We start from the raw sequence: 25,704 nt of genomic DNA, 5'->3' as shown, positions 1-25,704 counted from the left end.
CTAAGTTACATACACCACTTAAATTGGATTAGGTACTACAAAAACAAAAAGAGCGCTCTCTTATGCCGGATTTCGACTAAAGGACGCTCCTTTTGTTTTTTAACTCAAATACTCTTTCAATACTACTTCTAAACATCAAAATATAAATGATAATGAGCTTCACACCGCTCGTTAAACCTAGATCCACATTGTAAACAATGAGTTGTCCCAACATACTCTGTAATCGTATGTTCTTTGTTACAAATACCACAAAGCACGGCTAACTCATCTGATTCATTCTTTGACCAAACTTCTGGTTCATGAAGTTCACATGCAGCATGACATTCAAAACAAGGATAGTATTTATTACAGCATTTAAATTTCAATGCGACTATATCCTTCTCCGTATGATAATGCAAACAACGCGTTTTATCATCAACAACTAATCCAAACACTTTCATTCTCTAACCTCCGACCATTCTTAGCAAGAAAAAAATACCAACTAATAGAAGACTTGCACCAATCACTAGATAATCTCGGTTCTCAAAATGTAAAACCTTAAAACGTGTTCGTCCACTTCCATCTCCATATGCTCTAGCGTCGATAGCATTTGCCAAATTTTCCGCTCTTTGAATTGAAGTAAACAAAAGAGGGACAATAATTGGTATATAACTAAATACCTTTTTCACAAATGATTTATCTTCGAAATTAACACCTCTCGCTTTTTGCGCATCTATTATTTTGTCCAACTCCATTACTATTGTAGGTATAAAACGTAATGTTATAGCAAGCATTAATGAAAATTGCTCTACTGGAAAATGCAATCGTTTCAATGGTTTGCAAAGTATTTCAAACCCATGAGCTAAGTCCAGTGGCTTTGTTGTTAAGGTTAACAAAGAAGTAATTAATACGAGTAATAAAATTCGTAACACTATGCGAACCCCATCAATAATGCTCTCTTTATATATAGACAAAACACCGTACTGAAATAGTAAATTCTCACCTTTAGTGAACAAAATATGATAGATAACCGTAAATGCTAGAATAAATAAAATTGGCTTTAAACCCTTCAGAAAAAAGCGCAATGGAATTTGTGAACAAGTAATACAGACAACTACTAAAAAACTAGCTAGTAAATATCCTGCTATATTATCTATTAATAAGAATGCAATAACGATAAAAAATAAGCTTATTAATTTCGAGCGTGGATCTAGACGATGGAAAATAGAAGATGCATCAATAAACTGTCCAATCAATACATTTTCAATCACTAAATTTCAGCCCCTTGTTTCTTAAAATAAGCTATTACTTCCTTTAGAACAACTTCTTCCTGTAAAGACGCTACTTCAATATAATCACCAAAACGTTGCTCAATTAGTTGTAGTAGTTTCACGGTATCTGGAATATCTAATCCGAATTCCTTTAATTCATAATCATGGTTTTGAAAAAGTGAAAGTGGCCTTTCTTGGAAAGCTATTTCCCCATTATTCATCACGAGTACTTCATCTGAATACTCAGCAACTTCATTCATCTCGTGTGTCACAAAAATTACTGTACGGTGTCCGCCACCAGCTTTATACCAATCATGTATCAATTGTAAAATCAGTTTACTTCCAAGTGGATCTAGTCCAGCAGTGGGTTCATCTAAAATAAGAACCTTAGGATTCATCATAAGTACAGTTGCTATAGCCACACGTCGTTTTTCTCCCCCACTTAATTGTAAAGGGGCCTTTAGAAAGTACTCTTCGGATAGGCCTACTAGTTTTATCATTTCTTCCGCTCTCTTATTGACTTCTTTCATTTCTATACCTTGATTTTTGGGACCAAATACTAAGTCTTTTATAACAGTTGTTTCAAATAATTGATGTTCAGGATATTGAAATACCAATCCGATATCGTTAATAATTTGAGCTTTGCCTTTTTTAGAAAGCTCATTTACTCTTCCATTGATCAATAAATGACCAGTAGTTGGAGCTATTAAGCCTTTTAATAACTTCATTAATGTAGATTTCCCCGAACCAGTATGACCTATAACGGATATCCACTTACCAGTTTCTATTGATATGTTAATATTTCGCAAGCTTTCGTGACTATTAATTGAAGAGTTTCGATAAATAAAAGAGGCTCTTTCTAATTTGATGTCCATAAATAATCAACAACCCCTTCCAAAGTCATTATCTGTTCAGGTACTTTAATACCCGTTGAACGTAAGCATTGTTTTAATTTCAGAGCAAGAGGCATTTCCAGTTCATTACTTTCAATAACACTGCTATTATGAAAAATAGCTGAGGGGGTTCCATCCGCCACAATAAGACCGTCTTTTAAAACAAGTACCCTTGTTGCCACTAGTACTTCTTCCATGTGATGAGTAATGTGAATGATAGTAATTCCTTCTGTATGTAGTTGTTGCATAAGAGTAATAATATTCTGCCTGCCTTCTGGATCAAGCATAGCTGTTGATTCATCAAATACGATATATTTTGGCTTCATTGCTAATATTGCAGCTATAGCCACACGTTGTTTTTGACCACCAGAAAGTTTATGTGGTTCTACTCCTTTATACGAAAGCATATCAACCTTCTTTAATGCATCTTCAGCAATTAATTTCATATTGTCTGGATCTACCCCAATATTCTCTAAACCAAAAATAACTTCATCAAAAACTGTCGTTGTTATAAATTGATTATCTGGATTCTGAAAAATCAAACCAACAAGTCGTCTAATCTCTCTTAAACTTTTTGGCTTTTGTGTCATTAACCCATCTACCAAAACTTGACCGAGATGAGGTTGGATAAGCCCATTCACCAATTTTGATAGAGTCGATTTTCCAGAGCCATTTGGACCTACAATCGTTAGAAATTCACCCTCATTAATTTGTAGTGATATATTTTTCAATACTAAATGCTGTCCATATGCAAATGACACATTATCAAAACTAAGCAAATCATGCACCTTCTTTTTATCAATCTCTATTAACTATTTTTTTTAATTCCTCTATTGAAAGTTCTGTATGTGAGGGCTTTTCCCAAATACCGATTTTTGAACCATTGACCGAAAAAACTTTACCAGTTACAGTACTGCTATTACTAGCTAATAAAGTGGCTAAATTGGCTACATCTTCAGGTGAACCAACTTTCCAATAATCCGGAAACTCTTTATTTTCTTCCTTGCACTTTGTTTGAATACGTTCTATGACCGGTTTTGTCATATCTGTTAAAGCGGCTGGTGCTATTGCATTAACTCGAATGCCATAACGTTTTAATTCTTCTGCTAATGTAAATGTCATTCCTAAAATACCCGCTTTTGCTGCACTATAATTTACTTGACCAACTGTTCCCATCAAACCTGCAGTTGATGTCAAATTAATAATACATCCCCCTTCACCCCGACTTTTCAAATGTTGAACTGCTGCCCTTGTACACGCAAAAGTTCCTGTCAAATGGACGTCTAGCACTTCATTCCAAGATTGGTCTGACATTTTCACAAGTAATTGATCTCTCGTTATACCTGCATTATTAATGAGAATATCTAGTTTCCCAAAATTCTCTAAAGTTTTATTTACAATTCGTTCAGCGCCATTTATTGATGCAACACTTTCACAAATACCAACTGCTTGTCCGCCTCTTGTTTTAATATCATCTACTACGGCTTTAACATTATTTCCATTAGTACCATTCACGGCAATTAAAGCACCTTCCTTAGCCATTTGAATTGCCATACTTCTACCTATTCCTCTTGTAGAACCCGTTATTAAAACTACTTTTTCTTGTAGCATTCCCTCACCCTCCAACATTTGTAAATTGGATGACACCTATAATTGCTACTTTTCCATTTTCTTTAGCTACCTCTATTTTAATTGTAATAATATCTAGGTCTTCTTCTATTACTACATATGAAATAGTTAATAATTCACCAACCAATACAGGGTGAAGAAATTTCGTTTCATAAGAGACGACAAAGCTAGTTGGAAAAACATAAGACAATCTACTTTCTGCTATTCCCATTACAAGCATGCCATGTACAATTTCCCTTTCAAACCCTGCTTCTACTGCACTTTGAAAATCTAAATGAATCGCATTAAAATCATTAGAAGTTTCAGCATAATTCTTTACATCATTTACTGAAATAATAACGCTCTCATTTTCACAAACATAATCACCTCTTGTGAATGAAACCAATTAATCCACCTCATTTCCTTGAAATTCTCGTATAATCAAAGTTGTTTCTGATGTGAAAGATAACTCATCATTTTGATAACCTTCAAGTACATGCTTCAATATCCAAAGTAATCCTGTAGAACCTTGCTTTTTCTTCACTTCTTTTAAATAGATTTTGCATATATATGTATCACCTGCAACAATTGGTTTTATATAGTTAAACTTTTGTTCTCCATGTATTAACGGCACATCCAATTGATCAAGCCAATCTAATTTCGCTATTTGCCAAAATAATATAGGATATGTTGGAGGAGCTAGAAGATTAGGAAATCCAGCATTTTTTGCTTTATGCACATCGAAATGTAATGGGTTTTTGTTTTGTATACTTCTTGCAAAGTTTTGAATATCTTGATGCTTCACAGTTACATAAAAAAAGTCTGAAGTCATTCCAGCTTTAAAAGACATGGCTAGTTCACCCCTTCAAATAATGTTGCGAGTCCTTGTCCTCCACCAATCCCCAAAGTAGCAATTGCTTTATTAATAGTTTTTTTCTGCATTTGAGCGAACAAACGTGTAACTAATATGGCTCCCGATGCACCATAAGGATGACCTAAAGCAATAGCTCCTCCTCCCGCATTTACTTTTGTTGTTGATATGTTCAAACATTTTAATGAGGCCAGTACTTGAGATGCAAAAGCTTCATTAAATTCAATTTGTTCAATTGAATTAATATGTAATTGATTTCTGACTAATAATTTCTCAACAGCGGGAACTGGACCTATCCCTAAATAATTTGGATCTACCCCAGCTGCAACTGCGTCAACGAACTTCATAACAGGTTGCAAACCAAGTTCCTTACATTTATCTCCTGAAATCAGTAATACAACAGCTGCACCATCGTTTACTGGACATGCATTGCCTGCAGTTACAACACCACCTTCTTTGAATATCGGTTTAAGTGTTGCAAGCTTTTCAATATTTGTTGTTCTCCTTGGGCATTCATCCTCAAATACAGTAACGATTTCATTTCTGGATTTATATGTTATCGGTACAATTTCTGTCGAAAAATCTGTTGCAAGCGCCTTTTGATGGCTATCAAATGCATATCTATCCATTTCTTCACGTGAAATGTTGTATTGCTCAGCTACATTTTCAGCTGCAATACCCATATCAGGATCTCCGATAGTATCTGGTGAAAATTTCGAACGCATATATATTTCTGGAGCACTATTACTATACAGAGATGAAGGTTTCTTCATACGCCAAGGCGCTCTACTTACACTCTCAACTCCGCCAGCTAAGTACATATGACCCGCACCACTTTGAATGAGACGAGCTGCGATATTAATTGCCTCTAATCCAGACCCACATTGACGATCCACTGTCACTCCAGGAACTTCATTAGGTAGATTTGCTGTTAGTAAGGCCAGACGCGCAATATTACCACCTGGTCCAATTGTATTCCCTATAATGACATCATCAATTTCGTTGACCGGTAAATTGTATTCATTCACAATATTTTCAATTACTTGTGCTAACAAATCCTCCGGTTCAATGTCCTTTAAGACACCGCCAAGTTTGCCGATTGGACTTCGTTTAGCTAGTACGATAAATGCTTCTGCCATATTATCAAGCCTCCACTATCTGTTTTTGCATCTTATCTCTAGCAATTTTCCCACTACCTGTATATTGGAAATCCTTTACTGACTTTATAATTTGCGGTATTTTATAAGTTGCTAAACGCTTCCTACAATACTCTTTAATTTGAGAATGTGACAACTCTTTGCTCGATTTCCATTGAATGATAGCAACGATTTTTTCACCCCAATACGTATCAGGTTGACCATATACCAAAACTTCAGATACTTCATCTAATGAACGTAATACATCCTCAACTTCCTCTGGAAATACATTTAGACCACCAGTTATCATCATATTTTTGGCTCTACCTACAATGTATAAATAACCTTCCTTATCCTTTAAAGCATAATCTCCAAGTGCTAACCAACTTCCTTGCAATACTTTATCTGTTTCTATTTCATTTTTAAAATAGCAATCAAACACCATATCACTTGAAACAAATAATTGACCTATCTCACCAGTTTCTACTTCCGTTCCATCATCATGACGAATCGAAATCTTCACTTTTGGAAAAGGTTTACCTACTGATTTTGGTTTAATAATTTGTTCAGTAGCTGGTAAATACGCAATATAACTTGCTTCAGAAGATCCGTAAAACTCGAAAACATCACTATTTCTAAATAATTCTAGTACTTCTAATTTAGACTCCTCAGTCCATTTTGCTCCAGAGGAAATAATAGATTTAGGCTCAAAAAAGTTGACTGTATGTTTTCTTAAATAAGAAAGTATGCCTTCTATCATCGTTGGAACTACATAAAGCACTATATTTTCAACTTTTTGCATTTCTTGCACTACCTTTACCGGAGAGAATTTATCAATTAAATGGAAGGTAGCCCCAATGAATAGCGTATTAATAGCGGCGAAAAGTGACATAGAATGTACGAGAGGTCCTGGTGCAATAACATGGTCTTGTTGTTTCATTAAAAATGCATCTTTTGTTGCATAACAACTTTCAATCCACGAATGGTGAGAACGAACGAAACCTTTTGGATCGCCTGTTGTACCAGATGTAAAACCTATGAATAGTGTCGTTGGTTGTTCCAATATATTAGGAATTCTTGTACTATACTGCTGTCTCCACTCAATATAATTTCCTCCTACAACAATGACAGGATAATGTACGTTCATTACCTTTCCCTTAAATTCGTCATCAATAAAAAGTACTGTTGGTTCACAAATACTTAATACATAACTAATCTCCTTATCACTCCATTTTGGATCCATGGGAATAGGTATATAGCCTGCTGAAATCGCGCCTAGGAAAACTTCAAGAAATTCCACTTTATTGTGCATGAAAATTGCTACTTTATTATTTTTTTCAGTGCTTTTACTTAATAGACCATTCCCAACTTGATGGATACAATTGATAAAGTCTTTATATGTAATGGCAACCTCGTTATATTGAATAGCTATTTTATCAGGAGTTGTTTGTGCATAATCTCTTATTTGATCGACAATATTCATAGAATTACCTCACTCTATAAACTAAATAATTTGAAAAATAAGAGGAGAAGTGCTTATCTCCTCTTACACGTTTTTAATTGAAATGCTGCATATTTTGTGATATTACAAGTGTTTTTTTCTTTATAGGACTCACAGCTTTTAACTGAACTGCAATGATTGCTGCAACTACTGCTTTAATCGAATCTCCAGGTAAAAATGCTATCGCCCCTGTAATACTTGCCCAAATAGACGTGTCAGTCATAATAGCCATTACCGGTGCTCCAATGATATTAATTAGTAGAACACCTCCAACGAAGTTTACTATTATTAACTTCCACACTTTCATATTGTCCCAAAATTTTTCTGTTAAATATCCGATAGCGAAAGCTGCGATTGGCCAACTAATTAAATAACCAACTGATGGTCCCATAAAAACTGAAAGACCTCCACGTCCACCTGATAAGAGTGGAGTACCTAACGCAACTAATGCTAGAAAAACTAAGACACTTAATGTGCCTACTTTACGTCCTAAAAAGCTTCCTGCAAGCATAATGCCTAAAGTTTGTGCTGTAATCGGTACAGGTATAAATGATAATGGTATCGGTGGAATAAGTCCTAGAACTGCAATTACTGCAGCAAATAGAGCGGCCATCACCATATCTTTTGTATTCAATCATTTCATCTCCGTTATAGTAGATTTATGTACAATTCTCACATCGTCGACAATGTGAATAATTTCAAAGCGCTTTGAAGAGTCGTGAACGACATCAAGAGAATTCAATTTGATGATGATTATCGTACACAATTATGATAATAAAACTTTTATATCTTTTTGTAAACCTATTTTTTAATTTAGGTTAACACAAAGTTTTTTATAAAAAAACCTAAGCCGAATTTCCTTAGCTTAGGTTTTGTTAATATGCTTAATATTGAGTTATAGAATAGACAAATACGATCGTAATAATGATTGGCACTACCCAAGTCATTAAGAATTTCCACGTATTAAAATACATGGACGATAACTTACCACCTTGCATAAACTCATCTTTCACAAATGATTTCTTTACTTTATGCATGATGAAAATAGCAATTAGTAAGTTCCCTAATGGAAGCATAATATTACTGACTAAATAATCTGTCGCATCGAAAATACTCTTTTCAAAAATTGTAAAATCACTTAAACTGCTAGACGATAATGCTGCTGGAATAGAGGCAATAAATACGACTACACCTAAAGCAAATGCAATATTTCTTCTAGCATTCGGCCACTTCTCTACTAAAGCTGCTACGATAATTTCATATAAACTAAATGACGAAGTAAGTGTGGCGAATAAGAACAGTAATAAGAAAATCGCTAAGAATAGTTCACCAAATGGCATTTGACTAAATACTGAAGGCAACACCATAAACAATAAACCAGGTCCTTCTGCTGGTTCAAAACCAAATGCAAAAACGACTGGGAAGATCGCTAGCCCCGCGAGTAAAGATACAAAAATATTCATTAATACGACAGACCCTGCTGAATTAGGTAAACTCTCATCTTTTTTCAAATATGAACTATACGTTACCATACACGAAAAACCAACAGCTAATGCGAAAAACGACTGTCCAAGCGCATATAACACGGCTTTACCTGTAATCTTAGAAAAATCCGGCGCTAAGAAGAATTTTACCCCTTCCATTGCTCCTTCAAGTGATAATGCTCGAATAACAAGTATGAAGAAGAATACAAATAATAAAGGCATCATATATTTATTTGCTTTTTCAATACCATTTTGTACACCTAGGGAAATGATAAGCACATTGATCAGTGTGAAAAGTGCTAGTCCAACTAATGTGATCCAAGGTGTCCCTGTTATCATGCTAAACAATTGATCTGGCGCTGTTCCACTTTGAATAACATTTCCGATAACAGCCTTACCACTATATATTAATATCCAGCCCCCTACTACACTGTAAAAGGATAGTAATAAGAAGCATCCTGCTACTCCAAGTCGACCAATCCATACCCATACACTTTTTGGTGCTAGTTTTTTATATGCTGAGATCGCTTCTGCACCCGATCCGCGACCAATGATGAATTCTGAAATTAGCATCGGTAAACCAATAAGTAACGTAAAGATAACAAATAATAAAAAGAAGGCTCCCCCTCCACTTTGTCCTGTTACATATGGCATCTTCCAAATGGCTCCTAGCCCAATTGCCGCTCCAGCCGACGATAATATAAAACCAATTTTCGTTGACCACTGTCCTCTTTTTGAATCCAAAGATAATCCTCCTATACTCTGCTCAGCTCAACAATTCTAACAATTGAAGAGACATAAATAATCACTCCCTATTCTATCATGAAAATACTTAATTTATAAGAAAGTTTATTCTTTATTAAAACATGTTAGACACTATTCATATTTCTCATGTAGACTAGTATTTGCGTAGTATTTTAGAAGGAGATGTAATATGGAAAAAACAACATTAAATGGGCGCACGATTTCTAAAACGTGGATCGTTCTCATTTTAGGTTCTTTAACAGCTTTTGGTCCACTCTCAATGGACATGTATTTACCCTCTTTACCAACAGTAGCAACTGATTTAGGTACAACGACTTCATATGCACAATTAAGCTTAACTGCTTGCTTATTAGGTCTTGCTTTTGGTCAACTGATTTTCGGACCTTTAAGTGATATAAAGGGGCGTAGAAAACCTTTACTATTTACATTAATTATTTATTCAGTTGCTTCATTACTTTGTGCTTTTAGCAGTAGTATTTGGATGTTAATCGGTCTCCGTTTTGTTCAAGGTTTCTCAGGTGCTGCAGGCATAGTTATTGCTAGAGCTTCTGCAAGAGATATGTATGATGGAAAGGATTTAACGAAATTCGTAGCTTTACTTGCTTTAGTTAATGGTGCTGCACCAATTCTTGCCCCTATTTTTGGTGGCATGGTATTGAAATTCGCTCCATGGCCAATCGTCTTTATCGTATTAGCTGTCATCGGGATTTTAATGCTTATCAGCGTTATTTTTATCTTACCGGAAACATTGCCAGTAGAACGAAGAGCGACAGGTGGCGTTTTTGCGACAGTCAAAACTTTCGGTGCATTAGTGAAAGATCGCTCGTTTATAGGCTTAGCATTAACTCAAGCATTCATTATGACAGCCATGTTCGCTTACATAGCAGGATCTCCATTTGTTCTGCAAAAAATTTATGGACTTTCACCGCAAGCTTTTTCACTGTTTTTTGGACTTAATGGTATTGGTATTATCATTGCTTCTCAAATGACCGGTAAATTGTCTGAAAAAGTAGAAGAAATTAAATTACTTTTATCTGGAATTTTAATCGCTTTTGCAGGCAGTCTACTATTAGTAGCTGTCATTGCATTTAAATTGCCTCTTGTTTTCATACTTATAGCTTTATTTATCATCGTATCGACAGTAGGTATTGTTTCAACAACCGCCTTCTCACTGAGTATGCAAAAGCAAGGAAATAATGCCGGCAGTGCCTCAGCACTACTTGGCTTATTACCATTTATCGGTGGTGCTGTTGTTTCTCCGTTAGTAGGAATAGCAGGCGAAATGAATGCTTGGCCAATGGGTATTATCATATTATCTAGCACACTATTTGCTATCATTGCCTTTTCATCAATACCGAAAAAGTAATCATAAACCGTCCTATTTGATTAACTCCAAATAGAGCGGTTTTTTATATAGTTATCTAACAATATATATTCCATTACAACAATAATTCCGCTATAATTTGTACATTTCTTTACAAATTATTAGTATTTTCTTTCAATTTCAGACTCTTTGACTACAACAGACATCATCTGTACTATAATAGGAGAAAGCACTGATTTAGGGGGATAATAATGAAGGTTATAACTACAAGACTTGAAGCAGAGGATGCAAAAATCGTTTATCAAGAAACAGCTGGTATTGCGATTATTACCATTCACCGCCCACAGGCAAAAAACGCGTTAACAGCGAATATGTGGGATCAACTGCGTAAAATTGCACTACAAACATTAGAAAATCCCAAAAATAAAGTACTTATTATTCGTGGTCATGGTGAACAATTCACTGCCGGCTCTGATATTAAAGAATTCAATTCGATTTCTCTTGAAAAAGCAGAGGAAGCATTTATTCATATGGAAAAAACAATCTCTACTGTTGAGCGCTTACCTATTCCAACAATTGCTGTAATCAATGGACCAGCGATGGGTGCAGGACTCGAATTAGCACTTGCCTGTGATATTCGTATCGGTTCACATAAGGCTAAACTTGGCATACCTGTTGGCAAATTAGGGATTACACTAAACAACCAATTTGCTCAACGCCTTGTCAACTTAATCGGACCAAGTATGACAAAAGATTTAGTATTTACAGGACGCATGTTAAAAGCTGAAGAAGCATTTCGCGTCGGTATGTTAAACTACTTAGTTACTGAAAAGGACTTAGACCGTTACGCAATTCGTATGGGTAAATTAGTAGGTTCAATGTCTCCTGCTTCATTACTTGCTGTCAAGCAATCCGTACAGGAATGCGTTGATTCAGCACCTGTTTTATGGAAGGGATCCACGCCATTTGTTGATGCAACTGATTTCCCTGAAGGCATTCGAGCATTTGTTGAGAAACGTCCACCCGTTTTTGCACGTAAACTACAATAACACCTTCTTAATGGGTTACTTCTCATAGCCCCTCTTTGATGATTTAGATTAAAGGTTGAAAAAAACTATGTTGTAACGCATATTTAGCTAAATACAAAAAGCCATCGTTTTGATCAAAACGATGGCTAGTTATTTATTGGAAATATCGTCAATCGCTTGAATAGCTAGTTCCAACGCTTTAATTCTTCTTTCTAAAAGCGTTCTTTGGGGACTACCAATCTTTGACTTAACATAAATTTTCTCAATAGAAGGAAATAAACCAGTAAGAACATTGTGAGCTTCTGATAAATCTTCCTTGGTGTAATAATGGGGGCTCTGATACCAAACGTTCTCTAGCATTGCTAAGCCGATGCAAACAGCTTTGAGTCGTTTCTTTACTAATGTAGTATTTACGCCTTTCTGAGTCATCTGGGACAAGGCATTTTCGAGCTTACTGATTGTCGACTGTAAAGATTTTATTGATTCCAATTTATCTACATTTGATACATTTAGCATAATGGTACTGTCCTTTCTTCGTTTCTGAATTATTTTGCTTGATATTTGATGAAATAGTCAAAACGTGATTTCACTTGCAATATTTTAACATAAATAACTCTCTCTCTTTTAGAGGAGTTTTCAATATTCTTGCCCATTGTTGAACACAATTTAAATAACACTCTTCAACTAAACTGCCCTTTCACAAATATATATTACCATTAAAATCCAATATCCCAATTAACTAAGATATCCCAATTAACTAAGACTGCCCTTGATCTAAATTAAAAAAGAGCTGTTTAAACAGCTCAACTATCTTCTAACAAAGGGTTTTATCAAAAGTACTTTTAAATAATAAAGGAGAACGTCGTTGCCTCTTTTACTAATGCCTCCGTTATTTGAGTAAAAGGTAATATTCATTATTGAGATAAATGTATGTAATCTAATATTTCAATATTGAACCCTTGATTACTTTTCTATTTATTAAGAGTTTTATCAAGTTTTGTTAAAAAGCTACACGAATGAGTTACTTTATAGATTACTGAAATTCAATGCCTATCTTCTACTGATATGTTCCGGAGTAATTTATTATTGTGATCGACTGTAAATTAAGTGTAGAATGTCTCTACCTCGATAATGCTTTATAAATTCTCCCTCAATTTTCATCCCGATTTTTTCGGCAACTTTACTTGAAGATAAATTATCAGGCCTAATTTGAGCAATAACTTTTTCTGCATTTAATTCATTAAAGGCATAATTCATACAAGCCTCCGCACCTTCAATAGCATAGCCCTTGCCCCAAAATGCTTTATCAAGAATATAGGCAATCTCAATATATGAAACACCCTCAATAGAATCTATCATCGGTCCAATTACACCTATGAACTTGCCAGTTTCCTTTTCAATTGCCGCAAAGTAACTAAAGCCATCTTGTTCATATCGATTTAAATTCTTTTCTATCCACTCATTCACTTCTTCATCTGAAAACGCGTGATCCCATGCGTACATTACTTCTATATCTTGTAGAAAAACACATAAATTATTAAAATCATCTTTAGTTATCTTCCTAAATCCAAGTCGATCAGACTGTAAAATCCATTCCATTATATTCACCTCTTATAAATGTTCTCAAATACGCTAACAATTTCTCTATCACTAGATTAATTCATTCTCCCAGCAACCAAGATAATAAAACTTATAGATTAGAATATCATAGTTTTCTAATTATTACTAAAACAGAGAATTATTATATAACATCTAATAAAATCTTTAAATAAACTCTTTACACTCTCTTCATATTCTCTATCTTAATATTTGATTTATTGACTCTCCCAAAGACTTTTTACTATAGTCAAAAAAAAAATCCATTTTGAATAAACTACATCAAAATGGATTCTTTCTATTTTAATAGTATTTAATAAATTCCACTCACAAATTGTGAATCAATACAATAAAATACGTTACTTATTAACAATACGACTTTCATTTACTTAAAGACCTTTTCATACAAGAAATCTATTTATCTAATGTAAGTAAAAGTTCTCTAATAGTTTTACAAGCCATCGCGGTAGAAGCTCCAGATGGATCATATGGTGGTGATAGTTCTACCACATCCGCAGCCACAATTTGTTTTAGTGTTTGAAATTGGTTGATTGCTTCTAATAATTCACGATACGTAATTCCACCTGGTTCTGGAGTTCCTGTTCCAGGGAAAACACCAGGGTCAAGTACGTCTAAGTCAATTGTAATATAGACTGGAACATCTTGAAGTTCTGTTATTTTCTCTTTTAGTGTATCAAGAGAAAAGCGTTCCATATAAGTATGTTCTTTTGCCCATTCAAACTCTTCTTTTAAACCAGAACGAATCCCAAATTGAAAAATTCTACCGTCTCCAAGGAATTCATGACAACGTCTTATCACAGAAGCATGCGACAATTTTTCACCTAAATAATCCTCACGTAAATCAGTGTGAGCATCGATATGGATTAAGTGCAAATTTGGATATTTTTCGTATGCTGCTTTAATAGTAGGTAAACTAACGAGATGCTCTCCCCCTACCATTAAAAACTTCTTACCATCCTCCAAAACTTCTTGGCAGTAGTCAAAAATTTGATCTAACACTTTTGAAGTATTGCCAAAAGGCAAGTCCAAATCGCCACCATCAAAAATTGCAGCTTCTTCAAGATCTTTATCTAAATAAGGTGAGTAGCTTTCTAATCCAAATGAGTCATTTCTAATCGCTTGCATTGCAAAGCGTGTACCTGGCCGAAAACTCGTTGTTCCATCAAATGGAACACCAAATAATACAGTTTCTGCTTCGCTATATGATTTCTCACAACCTATAAAAGTGTTCATATTTAAAGCTTTATTCCCCACGCTGTAGAGCCTCCTTTACGTAACTCGGTAAACCAAATGCTCCAGCATGTAAATTCGTATTATAATATTTAGTTTTCAGTCCAAACTTTTCCCAAGCTTCAGCATTCAAGTCTTTCAATGGATCAAAGGTTTTAGATGCAAAACCAAATAGCCAATGGCCTGAAGGATATGTTGGCATATGATATTGATAAACATGAGTAATTGGGAAAATATCTTTAATCTTTCTATGTGCTTTTTTCATATTAGCAGCATATTCCGCAAAATAAGGTGATTCATGTTGGTTTATTAAAATACCATCTTCATTTAAAACGCGATAGCATTCTTTATAAAATTCTGTAGTAAATAGACCTTCACCAACAGAAATTGGATCAGTAGAGTCCACAAGTATTAAATCAAAGGATTGATCAGGTGCATTTTTAACATATGCCAAACCGTCATCAAAAAGTAACTTCATACGGCTATCCTCTTCAACACCATTAGCAGTTACTGGTAAGAATTCTTGACATAAACGGAAAACACGCTCATCAATTTCCACCATTACTACTTCTTCAACTGTTGGATAACGCAACACTTCACGCGCTGTTCCGCCATCTCCCCCACCAATAATTAATACTTTTTTAATTGAAGGATTTGTTGCAAATGCAGGATGTACAATCATATCATGGTATACGAATTCGTCTTTCTCATTAACCATCATTAAGCCATCCAAAGTGAAAAATGTACCGAATTCCTCTCCTTGATAAAAATCAATTTGTTGAAATGGAGTTTTTTCACTATAAAGTTCTTTGTCGTAAGCAATTGAAAATTTACATTCATTGCTCCATTGTTCAGTATACCAAGCCATTATTTCACACCTTCTAATTCTATTTTCACTTTAATTTGATCAATTTCTTGTTCTGCAAATTGGCGGATTTTATCAGCCATACCACGAGGAATTTCAAAAGATTCCGTCTTTGTAGCATGCAGTTTTTCAGATAAGTAGTCAGCTGCTTTCCATGGATTTACTGAATCGCCGCAAGTATATACATCTACAGAAGCAAATCCATATTCCGGCCATGTATGAATTGTCAAATGTGACTCTTCAATAATAACCGCTCCTGAAACTCCATACGGATTAAAGTGATGGAAAACAGATTCAACAATAGTTGCTCCTGAGTAGTCCGCCGCCTCGTTCATAAATCTTTCAATCAATGCATTATTTTCAATTACCTCACTTGGACAACCGTAAAACTCAATTAAAACATGTCTTCCTAAAGTTGATAATTCTATACCCATTTACGCTTCCTCCTTGATTACAGTTATATGATTTGCTTCTTTTGCTTCTATCAGAACGTTCCCTAAAGTTTGACAATAATAATCGTATTGCTGGAGAATATCTTGAGAAATCAGTTCTCCTGGAATAACAAGGGGAATACCTGGAGGATAGATCATTAACGAGTCTGCACTTATCCGACCTACTGCATCTTCAATGGCGATTGATTCATGTTCTGCATAAAATGCTTCGCGTGGACTTAAAACCAGTTCATTCACTTGATTGGCTGTTACATAAGTTGATTGAATCGTCGTATTCTTTCCTATTCTCTTTTCAATGTCCTTTAAAGCAAAAACTAATTTGTCAATTGAATTCTTCGTATCGGCACTTGTAATGACCGCCATCACTACATAACCTTCTGCTAACTCCATCTGAATCCCGTACTTTTCTTTTAAAATTGAATACATCTCAAATCCAGTTAATCCAAGATCATTGACCCGTATTACTAATTTTGTCCAGTCGTACGATTGATTAAAATGTGCTTGTACATATTGTGCTGTCAATACTTCATAACGTGAGTCCGTTTCAATTATTCTCACTGCGTCATCTATAATTGGCTTTAAATCAGCAAATCGCTCTTCACCATATATAGACAGCTCTCTTCTAGCCACATCTAACGAGCTCATAAGTAGGTAGTTTGCACTCGTTGTTTGTAGCATGTTCAATACTTTTTGTATGTGCTCTGGTGCGATTTTGTCATTTTTAAGAAGTAGCAAAGAACTTTGAGTCAGAGATCCACCTGTCTTATGCATACTTATAGTAACTGCATCTGCCCCAGCAGCAATTGGGTCTATGATGTCATCAGACATGAACCCTAAATGGGCACCATGTGCGCCATCGACTATAACCGTAATATCACGCTCATGGGCGATACGGCAGATTTCTCGTAAATCACTCATCGATCCAAAGTATGTTGGATATGTTACCAACAAAGCCTTTGCTTCTGGATGTTCATGCAGTGCGTTTTTCACATTCTCAACAGAAATGCCATGTGTAATCCCAAAATGATGGTCGACCTCGGGCTGTATAAATATAGGTTTTGCCCCACTTATGATAAGTCCATCCATCACCGACCTATGACCATTTCGCGGTACCAACAAAGTATCACCTGGCTTGCAAGTTGCCATTATCATTGCCAGTATTCCTATTGTGGTACCGTTAACTAAAAAATAAGAATGATCCGCCCCGAAAGCTTCTGCAGCCAATTTCTGCGCTTCTTTAATAACAGTTTGAGGATGACTCAATAAATCAAGTTCTTTCATGGAATTAACATCCATGCGCAGAGTCATTTCCCCAAGTGCTATTTTCAAAGGATTCATTTGTGCGCCCATTTTATGGCCAGGTACATCAAATGGTGTAACATCTTGCTGAGCATACTGGATTAATGCCTCAAACAATGGCATCTTATCCTGTGCTTCAAATGTTTTTCTCTCGGTAGCAAGCACTTGCATGTCGTTCATCATTGACCAACTCCAGCAAATTCAAAGCTGGATACAAGTTGTTTCAGTTCGTTCACTTTATCTGTTCTTTCCCAAGGTACATCTAAGTCACTTCTTCCGAAATGTCCATAAGCTGCAACCTGTTTATATTGTGGTTTACGTAAATCCAACATGTTAATAATACCCGCTGGTGTTAAATCAAAAGTTTTGCGAATTGCACGAAGTAACTCTTCTTGTGACACTTTTTCAGTTCCAAACGTTTCAACAGCAATACTAATTGGTTCGCTTACACCAATTGCATACGACAATTGAATTTCACATTTTTTTGCTAACTCAGCAGCAACAATATTTTTTGCTACATATCTTGCAGCATAAGCCGCAGAACGATCGACTTTTGTAGAATCTTTACCAGAAAATGCTCCGCCACCATGTCGTGCAGCTCCACCATATGTGTCTACAATAATTTTACGTCCCGTTAATCCGGCATCACCATGTGGTCCACCAACAACAAAACGTCCTGTTGGGTTAATTAAAATACGGAATGTTTGATTTAAACCGAACTCTCTAGCAGTCTCTTTAATTACGTTTTCAATTACGTAATCTTCAAATAATTCTTTATCGAAATCTTCATCATGTTGAATTGACATCAACACCGTATCAATAATTGGTGTACCTGGATTTGTATAATCTATTGTTACTTGTGATTTCATATCTGGGCGTGCCCATTTAAAAGCCCCACTTTTTCTAAGTTGAGATGCTTTTTTCACTAGCGTATGTGCCATTTCGATTGGTAGTGGCATCAAATTTTTCGTTTCATCCGTTGCATATCCGAACATAATTCCCTGGTCTCCAGCTCCAATTGCTTGAGTATCGCTCGATGAATCGATACCCATAGCAATATCAGGTGATTGACTGTGAATTAATACTTGTACATCACAAGTATGCCCGTTGATTCCTAGACGTTCATCAATGTAACCAATTTCAATCAATGTATCTCTCGCGATTTTCTCAATATCTAATTTGGCTGTAGTCGTAATTTCACCGCCTACAATTACTGTGTTTGTTGTGTCAAACACTTCACACGCCACTCTAGAAAATGGATCTTGTTCAAGCGCTGCATCCAATACAGCATCAGATATCTGATCTGCAATTTTATCAGGATGCCCTTCTGATACAGATTCGGAAGTAAATACAATTTTTTCAACCAACATTAACCACTCCTGTAAAATAAATTCATTTTTTAGGCATAAAAAAAGCTCTCCTCCAACCAAAGGAAAGCTTCGATTAATATCAGCTGCTTATCCTCTTATCGTTCACAAAGTTAAACTTTGCGCTCAGGTTGGGCACCCATGATCTGATTCACTCCGAACCAAATTGGTTTGCCACCGTATCTTCGACCCCTCGTCTCAACGGCTATTAATAAGATGACTTTATTTATGATGGTGCTAATGTTAATAGATTTTAATAATCATGTCAATTTATTTTTTTAAGATTTTTTAGTGAAAAAAAAATCTTCTTTAAATAGCAAAAAAAAGTTTTAAGGGATTTCTATGAATCTCTAAATTTCACAAAACCTTAAAGAGTGCCTATCAATTAAATCAACCTTTTACAAGCGCATAATCTATTCACTATTTTTTTGTAAAACAATTTCGTAGTGAAAAATAGTAGCTCAACCTTACAAAACCTAGTAAACCTCTAGGTAAAGATATATACATGAACTTATATTCAATTTATTAAACTCAATAAGAAAATAAAAAAAGAATTTATTTATAAGATCGAGTTTTCGATTCAAATAAACACTACTGAATCTATTTTATTTATTATCTATTCAGCTAAAAAAGTACTCGTAATAAGGTTAATTTACCAATAAAACAAGTGAGTCATATTTTCTGAGTTTGAATAATTACAATTATACTATTTATAAAAAAATTTTAAATTTACACAGTTATTCTGATATTTAAACTAATGAAGAATTACAATTTTTCCTATATTTATTTTTACACAATTTCTATTATCGCTAAATTTCCAGGTGGATCAATCGGAATTTCTTCTACCTATTACTCATTACAAAGATAAAACTATCCATCTAAATCCAAGTGAGAAATAAGGTTTTCAGTATAATTAGAAAATTGATTTTTCCTTTAGCTAAGTACCTCTCTGTTCGTTTTTCAGAAAAAATAAAACACATTTCAAGACATAATCACCTTAAAATGTGTTTCTTAGATCATTCCATATTTAATGTTTTTTTGTTTTCTTCGGATAACAAAGCGTAATAGCAATAGTAACTACTAGACTTGTTTGCGCTTGGACCTCATCATTTCCACTTTTATATAAAGCCAAATATAGCATAGTGCTATCAAGATAATAAAAATTATTTTCAACCATATGCTTATTGCCGCATCAATTACTGCAAATACTAAACTTGCAACTAATAAAGTGCCTATAATACTTAATATTTTGTAGATCATTATTTGTAAACCTCACATTGTATGTATTTAGTTAATTGTTTTTTTACGATTTCCTTATTAAAGACCGTAATAGGTAATTAACTCCCAATCATTTGTATCTGATTTACTGTTATTCGTATTTCTGCTAATTCCAGGTCGAAATGAGTATCAAATTGTTGTGCGATATCTTTTTGCAAAGCCATCATAGCATCTGGTATAGAGTAATCTATTGGACCTTTCAAAGCTACTGTTATATGTACAGATGGCAATGGTAATTGCTGATATTGTATTTTACTGGACTTCTCAATATTAGAATTCAGATCGCAAGTAATTTTCACCATATCTGTAAACGCTTTTTTTTGAATAGTTATTGTTTCATCATGAAAATCTGGTTGAACTATCGTTGTTTCACCTATTTTTTCACGCTTTGGTGTGAAAATTTCCACACCCTTTTGAATAAAGCGTTTAAAGAAATTTTGTTCTACCTGCTTCAATGGAATCGGCATAATATGCTTACCTTCTGTTTTACGTATAAACTGCGCAAGCTTCATCTCACCTGAGGAACGTAAATCACTTATATAGTAAAAATGATCTATATCTCCATATCCAAGTCTCTTTGCAATTTGTATCGTCATTTTATTAGAAGTACCAATAAGCAATATTTTCTTTGGTTGATGTTGGTCAATTGCCTCTTGAACATCCTGTAAATGCTCTTCATCCGTGAAAATTGCACGTTTCACAGCTTTAAAAGGAGATTTCTCAAATTTCGCAGATAACCCTGCTACCTTTTCACCATTCACGATCAGTAGCCCATCATCTATAATAGCATCGATTTGATGTGTATGCGCAAACTCAAGCGCTGCAGTGCTTTTACCTGTTCCACTTGGACCACTAAGTGAATAAATCTCCATACTAAACCTCCAATGAAATGACTTCTTTACTTTAATATAATTCAATTATTTGATTTATATTGCCTCTATTTATAGTTCTTTAAACCATTTATTTTAGCATATTTTATTTATAATGAAATTAAAATTTGAATCAAATCATCTATTATATAGAGCTAATAAAACTTATAGCATAAGGGACAAAACATGTGATAACCAAGATAAACTATTTTTTATTTTTGTTATCATTCATTAACCATCTAATAAATACAAAAAGACAAGTCAAAAGTAAAGCTGACATCATGTTTGTAATCATTTTTGTATCTTCATTATTTATTGACTGTAATAAAAACATACATACAAAAAAGAAAACAATAGCTATTATTTTTCTCCAGTAAGTCTTAAGTAGTTGTTGTGTTTTGCCCAATAAAATAATCACCTCGTCTTTATCATCATTAACTTATAATAAGGTTCTAAATTCCCCTGATTATTACACATTTCTAATAGCGTTAAATGCTTGAAATCTTCAACAATGTTCAAATTACTTTATTATTACTATGTATTCAAATCTCTTTCTTCAATATATTTCTCTATAGCAGTCTTATCCTTATCTAACTTAAAATCATGCTTCTTCAGTCTATTGTTCACTTCAATAAGTACAAATAGTCCTCTAATCAAAACGCCTATTATGATACCAAAAAAGATTATTATAGCTACATCTCCTAGCGCTAAATAGGCGATAAAGCTAGATATAATGCCCATTATTATGTATAACGTTAAATACATATAATTCTCCTTAAAATACACTTTTTTATTATTATACCAAAATATATATACTGGCTCTAGTTAAACAAAAACGCACTCAATTATTTACATTGAGTGCGTTTTATTATTTCAATATGAATTTCTCTATGGCTTTAGCAACCCCTTCATTGCTGTTAGTATCTGTAATATGTTGAGCTATTTCTTTAACAGCTGGAATGGCATTGCCCATTGCAATTGGTAGACCAGCAAATTCTAGCATTGTCAAATCATTCATGGCATCTCCAATAGCCATGACGTTTTCATACGTCACATTCAATGAATTACTTAACTCCCTCAATGCATTGCCCTTATTAGCCGTACTCGAGTTCACCTCAACATTTTGCAGAAACGATGTTGTAATGTTGTAGCCAAGCTCCTCTAGTTGATCCCACATTGCAGCCCGTTCCTCAACATTTTTAAAAAACAGATTAAATTTGTCGATTGGTAATTTTCGTTCAGTGATAAAATCATGAATATTCGGTACAGGTGTGCGCGTTTTGATTATAAAGTCAGCAAAGTCACCTGCGCCGTATTCTATTGGCCGATCATAACAATGTTGACTTATATAGGCTTTACCATCCGCGAATGCTTCTATACGTAAATCTATTGGCTTAAGCAATTGCATAATTTGTAGCGTTTGTTCAAGCGTTAATGTATCTTCGTATATTTTTTGTTGCTTAGCCAAATTCCATACTGCTGAGCCATTCCCGGTTATTGCATATTTGACAAAAGGTAAATCCATGAATACATCCTTTAACTCAGCAAGCGTTCTTCCTGTACAAATAGCAACTTCTACATTGCTGTCCACTGTGTTTTTTATGGCTTCAATCGTTGTTTCTGTTAACTGTAATGATGGCGTTAAAGTAGTACCATCCATATCTAAAGCTATTAATTGAATACGCATTTCTTTTCCCTCTATTCCATTTTTGCTATTAATAGTGAATTGACTTAAATAGGTTTTCAATATTAGAACAACCTTCAGTATGATAATATTGAGTTATATGATTGATTAGTTAAAGGAGCTCCATTATATCATGTCTAAAATTGTTCCAAATATGTTAAATCCATTTTGCATTACCATTGTCGTCGTATTAATAATACTATTCGGCAATCAAGCATTGGGGAAATACGCCAATGAATCTTATCCCCTTGCTATTGTATTCTTAATACTTATGATTGCATGTATCACTTTTGCCTTTTATTTAATAAAGGCATTCAGATTAAAATCAAAAACTAGGGAAGTTGAAAATGATTAAAAGCTAGCATATGCTAGCTTTTTAATTTCCGATAATCGTTAAAGAACCTAAATCCTTTAGCCATTTATCCAATCTTTCTTTAGGATAATATTTTATCTCATCTACTTGTAGGTAAGGTAGACCTTTGTAATCACTTCCATCATTACTTGTTAAAGTATATAAAGTTGGTCCATCAATACCCAAGTATTCTATAACTTCCTCTTCATTTAAAAGTGGACCGTAAGTTGATTGTACAAAACCACTATCATCATTCTCTACAATAATTCTTTGCTCATTAGAATTACCAGTAGTTTTTTCACCAGCCATACATCCTCCAATTACTATACAAATACCAAGAAAGTACAACGGTTTAATGATCGGATTCACTTTTTTATCATATTCTATATTTTTCATCTCAATCGTCTCCTTTTTATAGTACAGTTAAAAAACCTCACGCCATTGTGCATGATTTTTCAAATAAATATCTAATTTTGGATATCTTCCACAATACGCAAAACCTTGTGGTGGTGAAAACTGGTACATTTCTTTTAATATTTTAAGTGGAATAGCCTCAGTTAACTCATATAATTGTAAAATGGGATAGGCATATGTATATTTTGAGTTCCCCTCATTAAAGGATTGATCACCGTAGCCAACCTCTTTTACTTTATCCGGAAAATGAACCGGTGTACCTACTATGGCGCAATATTTTAAAGATGAACTAGGTGCAGACTCATAAATCCAGAAATGATTCACTGGTAACTTCGGGATTTTCGATCGAAACTCATTAACCTTTTCTTGAGACTTTATCAGTTTGCAGTATGGCGGTTTAATGCTAATGAAAATTCCTGTTTGCAATATTTGCACCCCCTTTCTTCCATATTACAGTAAAACCCTCTACTAAAAGTAGAGGGTAGAGAAAACTAATACTTAAATTGACTCACTAAAAGCTGTAGTTCTTCTGCCATTTTAGACATCGTTTCTGCTGAAGATGTGATTTCTTCCATTGTAGCAAGTTGTTCCTCTGATGCAGAGGCAACTAATTGCGTTGTACTAGATGAGTTTTTTGCAATGCTCAAATTATCTTCTACTGATGTATATACTTTATTAACAGCATCATACATATTCTTCGCAATTAGGTTAACTTCTTGAATTCTCACTGTCACTTGGTCCACCGATTGAAGGATTTTCTCAAAGCCTTGTTTAGTTTCTTCGACGACTAGCATACCAGAGGCTGTTTCTTTAGTTCCAAGTTCAATTGCTTTTACAGCCTTTTCAGTTCCTTTTTGTGTTTGTAATATCAGGTCAGAAATTTGCGATGCCGATACTTTGGACTGTTCAGCTAATTTTCTCACTTCATCTGCTACTACAGCAAATCCCTTACCATGCTCTCCCGCTCTTGCCGCTTCAATTGCAGCATTCAAAGCAAGTAAATTCGTTTGTTCAGAGATAGCAGTAATAACTGCTACAATGTTACCGATTTCATTTGATTGCTTGCCCAATTCGTCTATAGATTGACTAGCATTTGAAGTAGCATCATTTATGACATTCATTTGATGAATTACTTTTTGTAAAGTATCATTTCCATTTAATGCTTCTTGACTTGTTTCTTTAGCTACTTGTGTAACTGTTGTAGATTGGTCTACAACTTTCTGTAGATTATTACGAACGGTATCTATTGACTGGAAACTAATATTAGCCCCATTCTCTTGCATTTCAGCACCTTCTGCAATATCATGAATCGATTGTGCAATTTGACTTGTCGCTTCAGTTGTTTGTTCAGCATTAGCTGTTAGTTCCTCAGAAGCTTCTGCAACATGTACCGATGAATCAGCCACTTGCTTCATCATTTTACGCAAACTAGCAAGCATTTGATTGAAGGAATGTGCTAATTCACCTGTTTCATCTTCCGTCTTGACAATAAGTTCTTGTGTAAGATCACCTTCACCTTCTGCGATTTCTTTTAACTGGCGATTAATTTGTTTAATAGGTCTCACAAGTGCTCGAGTTAAAAAAATACTACCAAGAATCGCAATTGTGCCTCCAACTAACAATGCCAATACTATTTTCATCACTAAACTCATGGTGATTTCATTAATTTTCGTAATAGGTTCACCTATAAACCACATACCAATCACTTTACCCGAGGCATCTTTTAAAGGTTGATAAACCGTTACATAGGGAGTACCAACTACATCTGCAACCCCTACATAGGTGCTCCCATTCTTAAGAACCTGATCAACAACAGTTTCAGATGCTTTTGTACCAATAGAACGCTTACCATCTACTTGTACATTTGTGGCAATACGTGTATCGCCATTGAATATCGTGACCGCACCACTTACCGTTTTGCCTATTTCATCGACTAAAGTAGTATCATTCGTAAAATTATGCTCTCCTTTATACAATTCTCCATCTTTAATAGTCCAATCGCCTATAAACCGGTCATTTACTATAGTCTCCCCTAAAGTAGATGCCTCCATTGCTCGCTCTTCAAACGTTTCCATCAGGGACTTTTCAATCTCCCATTTTGCTACAATGGTGATCAGAATACATAAAAACAAAATAACGAAAACTTGTAACACATTGAATTTCATACCGATTTTAATATGCTTTAGTTTGTTCAAAAAAACCTCTCCTGTCATATCATGTTATTCAATTTTATTTTTTAGAGCTTAATACATGATAAAGGTCTTAATTAACTTCATAAAAATCCTAATTATTAGATAATTATATATATTATAGTAAGTAGGCATTAAATCATAGTAGGTTTTTACAAATAATTTTGACAATAATAAAACACCTATCTCTCTAGCTATTAAGCAAAGAGATAGGTGTTTAATAGTAAC

27 protein-coding genes are annotated in these 25,704 nt (G+C 34.5%); 3 read left to right on the top strand and 24 right to left on the bottom strand.

From position 1 onward, the window contains the following. Positions 1–128: 128 nt before the first annotated feature. The 11 genes from MHH98_RS10650 to MHH98_RS10600 form a co-directional block, all read right to left on the bottom strand. On the bottom strand, positions 129–440 hold the full coding sequence (locus tag MHH98_RS10650) for a CHY zinc finger protein (protein ID WP_038182083.1): 312 nt from the start codon (positions 438–440) through the stop codon (positions 129–131). 3 nt (positions 441–443) lie between these two features. Then, positions 444–1,250 carry an energy-coupling factor transporter transmembrane component T family protein gene (locus MHH98_RS10645; RefSeq protein WP_038182085.1) on the bottom strand — a complete coding sequence of 269 codons (807 nt, stop codon included), beginning with the start codon at positions 1,248–1,250 and terminating at the stop codon, positions 444–446. After that, on the bottom strand, positions 1,250–2,125 hold the full coding sequence (locus tag MHH98_RS10640; RefSeq protein ID WP_038182087.1) for an ATP-binding cassette domain-containing protein: 876 nt from the start codon (positions 2,123–2,125) through the stop codon (positions 1,250–1,252). The genes MHH98_RS10645 and MHH98_RS10640 overlap by 1 nt, the downstream gene beginning before the upstream one ends. Further along, positions 2,110–2,922: an energy-coupling factor transporter ATPase gene (locus MHH98_RS10635; protein ID WP_340712787.1), complete on the bottom strand. Its 813-nt coding sequence runs from the start codon at positions 2,920–2,922 to the stop codon at positions 2,110–2,112. Before MHH98_RS10635 ends, MHH98_RS10640 begins: the two co-directional genes overlap by 16 nt. A 19-nt stretch (positions 2,923–2,941) precedes the next feature. After that, entirely contained in the window at positions 2,942–3,754 is an 813-nt protein-coding gene (locus tag MHH98_RS10630; RefSeq protein ID WP_076064999.1) for an SDR family NAD(P)-dependent oxidoreductase, read from the bottom strand. A gap of 4 nt (positions 3,755–3,758) precedes the next feature. After that, positions 3,759–4,157, bottom strand: coding sequence for a MaoC family dehydratase (locus tag MHH98_RS10625; RefSeq protein ID WP_038182093.1), 399 nt, complete (start codon positions 4,155–4,157; stop codon positions 3,759–3,761). After that, complete coding sequence (locus MHH98_RS10620; RefSeq protein ID WP_051448635.1) at positions 4,158–4,601, bottom strand: FAS1-like dehydratase domain-containing protein; 444 nt, start codon at positions 4,599–4,601, stop codon at positions 4,158–4,160. 2 nt (positions 4,602–4,603) lie between these two features. Then, positions 4,604–5,761: a thiolase family protein gene (locus MHH98_RS10615; protein WP_340712786.1), complete on the bottom strand. Its 1,158-nt coding sequence runs from the start codon at positions 5,759–5,761 to the stop codon at positions 4,604–4,606. A gap of 4 nt (positions 5,762–5,765) precedes the next feature. Next, a complete protein-coding gene (locus MHH98_RS10610; protein ID WP_076064998.1) occupies positions 5,766–7,241 on the bottom strand; it encodes an AMP-binding protein in 1,476 nt (491 codons plus the stop codon). A 73-nt stretch (positions 7,242–7,314) separates the two neighbouring features. Continuing rightward, a complete protein-coding gene (locus MHH98_RS10605; protein ID WP_143691234.1) occupies positions 7,315–7,893 on the bottom strand; it encodes a biotin transporter BioY in 579 nt (192 codons plus the stop codon). A gap of 250 nt (positions 7,894–8,143) precedes the next feature. Further along, complete coding sequence (locus MHH98_RS10600) at positions 8,144–9,487, bottom strand: sodium-dependent transporter (protein WP_076034826.1); 1,344 nt, start codon at positions 9,485–9,487, stop codon at positions 8,144–8,146. A gap of 190 nt (positions 9,488–9,677) precedes the next feature. Between MHH98_RS10600 and MHH98_RS10595 the strand changes: the two genes are divergently transcribed. Beyond that, a complete protein-coding gene (locus MHH98_RS10595; protein ID WP_076064997.1) occupies positions 9,678–10,874 on the top strand; it encodes a multidrug effflux MFS transporter in 1,197 nt (398 codons plus the stop codon). Positions 10,875–11,083: 209 nt separating this feature from the next. Continuing rightward, positions 11,084–11,881 carry an enoyl-CoA hydratase/isomerase family protein gene (locus tag MHH98_RS10590; RefSeq protein ID WP_038182109.1) on the top strand — a complete coding sequence of 266 codons (798 nt, stop codon included), beginning with the start codon at positions 11,084–11,086 and terminating at the stop codon, positions 11,879–11,881. Positions 11,882–12,010: 129 nt separating this feature from the next. Here the strand turns inward: MHH98_RS10590 and MHH98_RS10585 are convergent, their stop codons facing one another. From MHH98_RS10585 to MHH98_RS10540, 10 genes are all read right to left on the bottom strand, one after another. Continuing rightward, positions 12,011–12,376 carry a hypothetical protein gene (locus MHH98_RS10585; RefSeq protein WP_340711142.1) on the bottom strand — a complete coding sequence of 122 codons (366 nt, stop codon included), beginning with the start codon at positions 12,374–12,376 and terminating at the stop codon, positions 12,011–12,013. A 567-nt stretch (positions 12,377–12,943) separates the two neighbouring features. Then, positions 12,944–13,459: a GNAT family N-acetyltransferase gene (locus MHH98_RS10580; protein ID WP_038182114.1), complete on the bottom strand. Its 516-nt coding sequence runs from the start codon at positions 13,457–13,459 to the stop codon at positions 12,944–12,946. Between the two features lie 411 nt (positions 13,460–13,870). Next, the gene (gene speB, locus MHH98_RS10575; RefSeq protein WP_246832133.1) at positions 13,871–14,731 is read right to left on the bottom strand and encodes an agmatinase; all 861 of its coding nucleotides are present in this window, start codon (positions 14,729–14,731) and stop codon (positions 13,871–13,873) included. Next, positions 14,721–15,575: a polyamine aminopropyltransferase gene (speE, locus tag MHH98_RS10570; protein ID WP_340711141.1), complete on the bottom strand. Its 855-nt coding sequence runs from the start codon at positions 15,573–15,575 to the stop codon at positions 14,721–14,723. Before speE ends, speB begins: the two co-directional genes overlap by 11 nt. Continuing rightward, positions 15,575–16,006 carry an adenosylmethionine decarboxylase gene (gene speD / locus MHH98_RS10565; protein ID WP_179078254.1) on the bottom strand — a complete coding sequence of 144 codons (432 nt, stop codon included), beginning with the start codon at positions 16,004–16,006 and terminating at the stop codon, positions 15,575–15,577. Before speD ends, speE begins: the two co-directional genes overlap by 1 nt. Continuing rightward, positions 16,007–17,506 (bottom strand): aminotransferase class I/II-fold pyridoxal phosphate-dependent enzyme, encoded by a 1,500-nt coding sequence (locus MHH98_RS10560; RefSeq protein ID WP_235175697.1) that lies wholly within the window; start codon positions 17,504–17,506, stop codon positions 16,007–16,009. It abuts the gene before it with no gap. After that, a complete protein-coding gene (gene metK / locus MHH98_RS10555) occupies positions 17,503–18,693 on the bottom strand; it encodes a methionine adenosyltransferase (protein ID WP_038182118.1) in 1,191 nt (396 codons plus the stop codon). Before metK ends, MHH98_RS10560 begins: the two co-directional genes overlap by 4 nt. 1,334 nt (positions 18,694–20,027) lie before the next feature. After that, positions 20,028–20,840 carry a hypothetical protein gene (locus MHH98_RS10550; RefSeq protein ID WP_038182123.1) on the bottom strand — a complete coding sequence of 271 codons (813 nt, stop codon included), beginning with the start codon at positions 20,838–20,840 and terminating at the stop codon, positions 20,028–20,030. Between the two features lie 531 nt (positions 20,841–21,371). Beyond that, the gene (locus MHH98_RS10545; protein WP_076064995.1) at positions 21,372–21,602 is read right to left on the bottom strand and encodes a hypothetical protein; all 231 of its coding nucleotides are present in this window, start codon (positions 21,600–21,602) and stop codon (positions 21,372–21,374) included. A 103-nt stretch (positions 21,603–21,705) separates the two neighbouring features. Beyond that, complete coding sequence (locus MHH98_RS10540; RefSeq protein WP_340712785.1) at positions 21,706–22,524, bottom strand: Cof-type HAD-IIB family hydrolase; 819 nt, start codon at positions 22,522–22,524, stop codon at positions 21,706–21,708. A gap of 130 nt (positions 22,525–22,654) precedes the next feature. On the opposite strand from MHH98_RS10540, the gene MHH98_RS10535 reads away from it, so the two are divergent. Further along, entirely contained in the window at positions 22,655–22,876 is a 222-nt protein-coding gene (locus MHH98_RS10535) for a hypothetical protein (protein WP_038182131.1), read from the top strand. Between the two features lie 21 nt (positions 22,877–22,897). On the opposite strand, the gene MHH98_RS10530 is transcribed toward MHH98_RS10535, so the two are convergent. From MHH98_RS10530 to MHH98_RS10520, 3 genes are all read right to left on the bottom strand, one after another. After that, positions 22,898–23,269, bottom strand: coding sequence for a helix-turn-helix domain-containing protein (locus MHH98_RS10530; RefSeq protein ID WP_038182134.1), 372 nt, complete (start codon positions 23,267–23,269; stop codon positions 22,898–22,900). A gap of 27 nt (positions 23,270–23,296) precedes the next feature. After that, a complete protein-coding gene (locus tag MHH98_RS10525) occupies positions 23,297–23,713 on the bottom strand; it encodes a hypothetical protein (protein ID WP_038182137.1) in 417 nt (138 codons plus the stop codon). A 65-nt stretch (positions 23,714–23,778) separates the two neighbouring features. Next, positions 23,779–25,482, bottom strand: coding sequence for a methyl-accepting chemotaxis protein (locus MHH98_RS10520; protein WP_340712783.1), 1,704 nt, complete (start codon positions 25,480–25,482; stop codon positions 23,779–23,781). Positions 25,483–25,704 lie beyond the last annotated feature (222 nt).

This window comes from Viridibacillus sp. FSL H8-0110, assembly GCF_038003565.1.
Lineage (GTDB): Bacteria > Bacillota > Bacilli > Bacillales_A > Planococcaceae > Viridibacillus > Viridibacillus arenosi.
Note: the sequence above shows the minus strand (reverse complement) of the source record. Positions and strands in the feature narration are given on the sequence as shown.

What these genes read in the sequence shown, in the direction of transcription:
- MHH98_RS10650 (WP_038182083.1), bottom strand. Translation starts at nt 440, where the DNA reads ATGAAAGTGTTTGGATTAGTTGTTGATGATAAAACGCGTTGTTTGCAT.
- MHH98_RS10640 (WP_038182087.1), bottom strand. Translation starts at nt 2,125, where the DNA reads ATGGACATCAAATTAGAAAGAGCCTCTTTTATTTATCGAAACTCTTCA.
- MHH98_RS10630 (WP_076064999.1), bottom strand. Translation starts at nt 3,754, where the DNA reads ATGCTACAAGAAAAAGTAGTTTTAATAACGGGTTCTACAAGAGGAATA.
- MHH98_RS10620 (WP_051448635.1), bottom strand. Translation starts at nt 4,601, where the DNA reads ATGTCTTTTAAAGCTGGAATGACTTCAGACTTTTTTTATGTAACTGTG.
- MHH98_RS10615 (WP_340712786.1), bottom strand. Translation starts at nt 5,761, where the DNA reads ATGGCAGAAGCATTTATCGTACTAGCTAAACGAAGTCCAATCGGCAAA.
- MHH98_RS10610 (WP_076064998.1), bottom strand. Translation starts at nt 7,241, where the DNA reads ATGAATATTGTCGATCAAATAAGAGATTATGCACAAACAACTCCTGAT.
- MHH98_RS10595 (WP_076064997.1), top strand. Translation starts at nt 9,678, where the DNA reads ATGGAAAAAACAACATTAAATGGGCGCACGATTTCTAAAACGTGGATC.
- MHH98_RS10590 (WP_038182109.1), top strand. Translation starts at nt 11,084, where the DNA reads ATGAAGGTTATAACTACAAGACTTGAAGCAGAGGATGCAAAAATCGTT.
- MHH98_RS10585 (WP_340711142.1), bottom strand. Translation starts at nt 12,376, where the DNA reads ATGCTAAATGTATCAAATGTAGATAAATTGGAATCAATAAAATCTTTA.
- MHH98_RS10580 (WP_038182114.1), bottom strand. Translation starts at nt 13,459, where the DNA reads ATGGAATGGATTTTACAGTCTGATCGACTTGGATTTAGGAAGATAACT.
- speE (WP_340711141.1), bottom strand. Translation starts at nt 15,575, where the DNA reads ATGGCTTGGTATACTGAACAATGGAGCAATGAATGTAAATTTTCAATT.
- speD (WP_179078254.1), bottom strand. Translation starts at nt 16,006, where the DNA reads ATGGGTATAGAATTATCAACTTTAGGAAGACATGTTTTAATTGAGTTT.
- MHH98_RS10560 (WP_235175697.1), bottom strand. Translation starts at nt 17,506, where the DNA reads ATGATGAACGACATGCAAGTGCTTGCTACCGAGAGAAAAACATTTGAA.
- metK (WP_038182118.1), bottom strand. Translation starts at nt 18,693, where the DNA reads ATGTTGGTTGAAAAAATTGTATTTACTTCCGAATCTGTATCAGAAGGG.
- MHH98_RS10550 (WP_038182123.1), bottom strand. Translation starts at nt 20,840, where the DNA reads ATGGAGATTTATTCACTTAGTGGTCCAAGTGGAACAGGTAAAAGCACT.
- MHH98_RS10545 (WP_076064995.1), bottom strand. Translation starts at nt 21,602, where the DNA reads ATGTATTTAACGTTATACATAATAATGGGCATTATATCTAGCTTTATC.
- MHH98_RS10540 (WP_340712785.1), bottom strand. Translation starts at nt 22,524, where the DNA reads ATGCGTATTCAATTAATAGCTTTAGATATGGATGGTACTACTTTAACG.
- MHH98_RS10535 (WP_038182131.1), top strand. Translation starts at nt 22,655, where the DNA reads ATGTCTAAAATTGTTCCAAATATGTTAAATCCATTTTGCATTACCATT.
- MHH98_RS10530 (WP_038182134.1), bottom strand. Translation starts at nt 23,269, where the DNA reads ATGAAAAATATAGAATATGATAAAAAAGTGAATCCGATCATTAAACCG.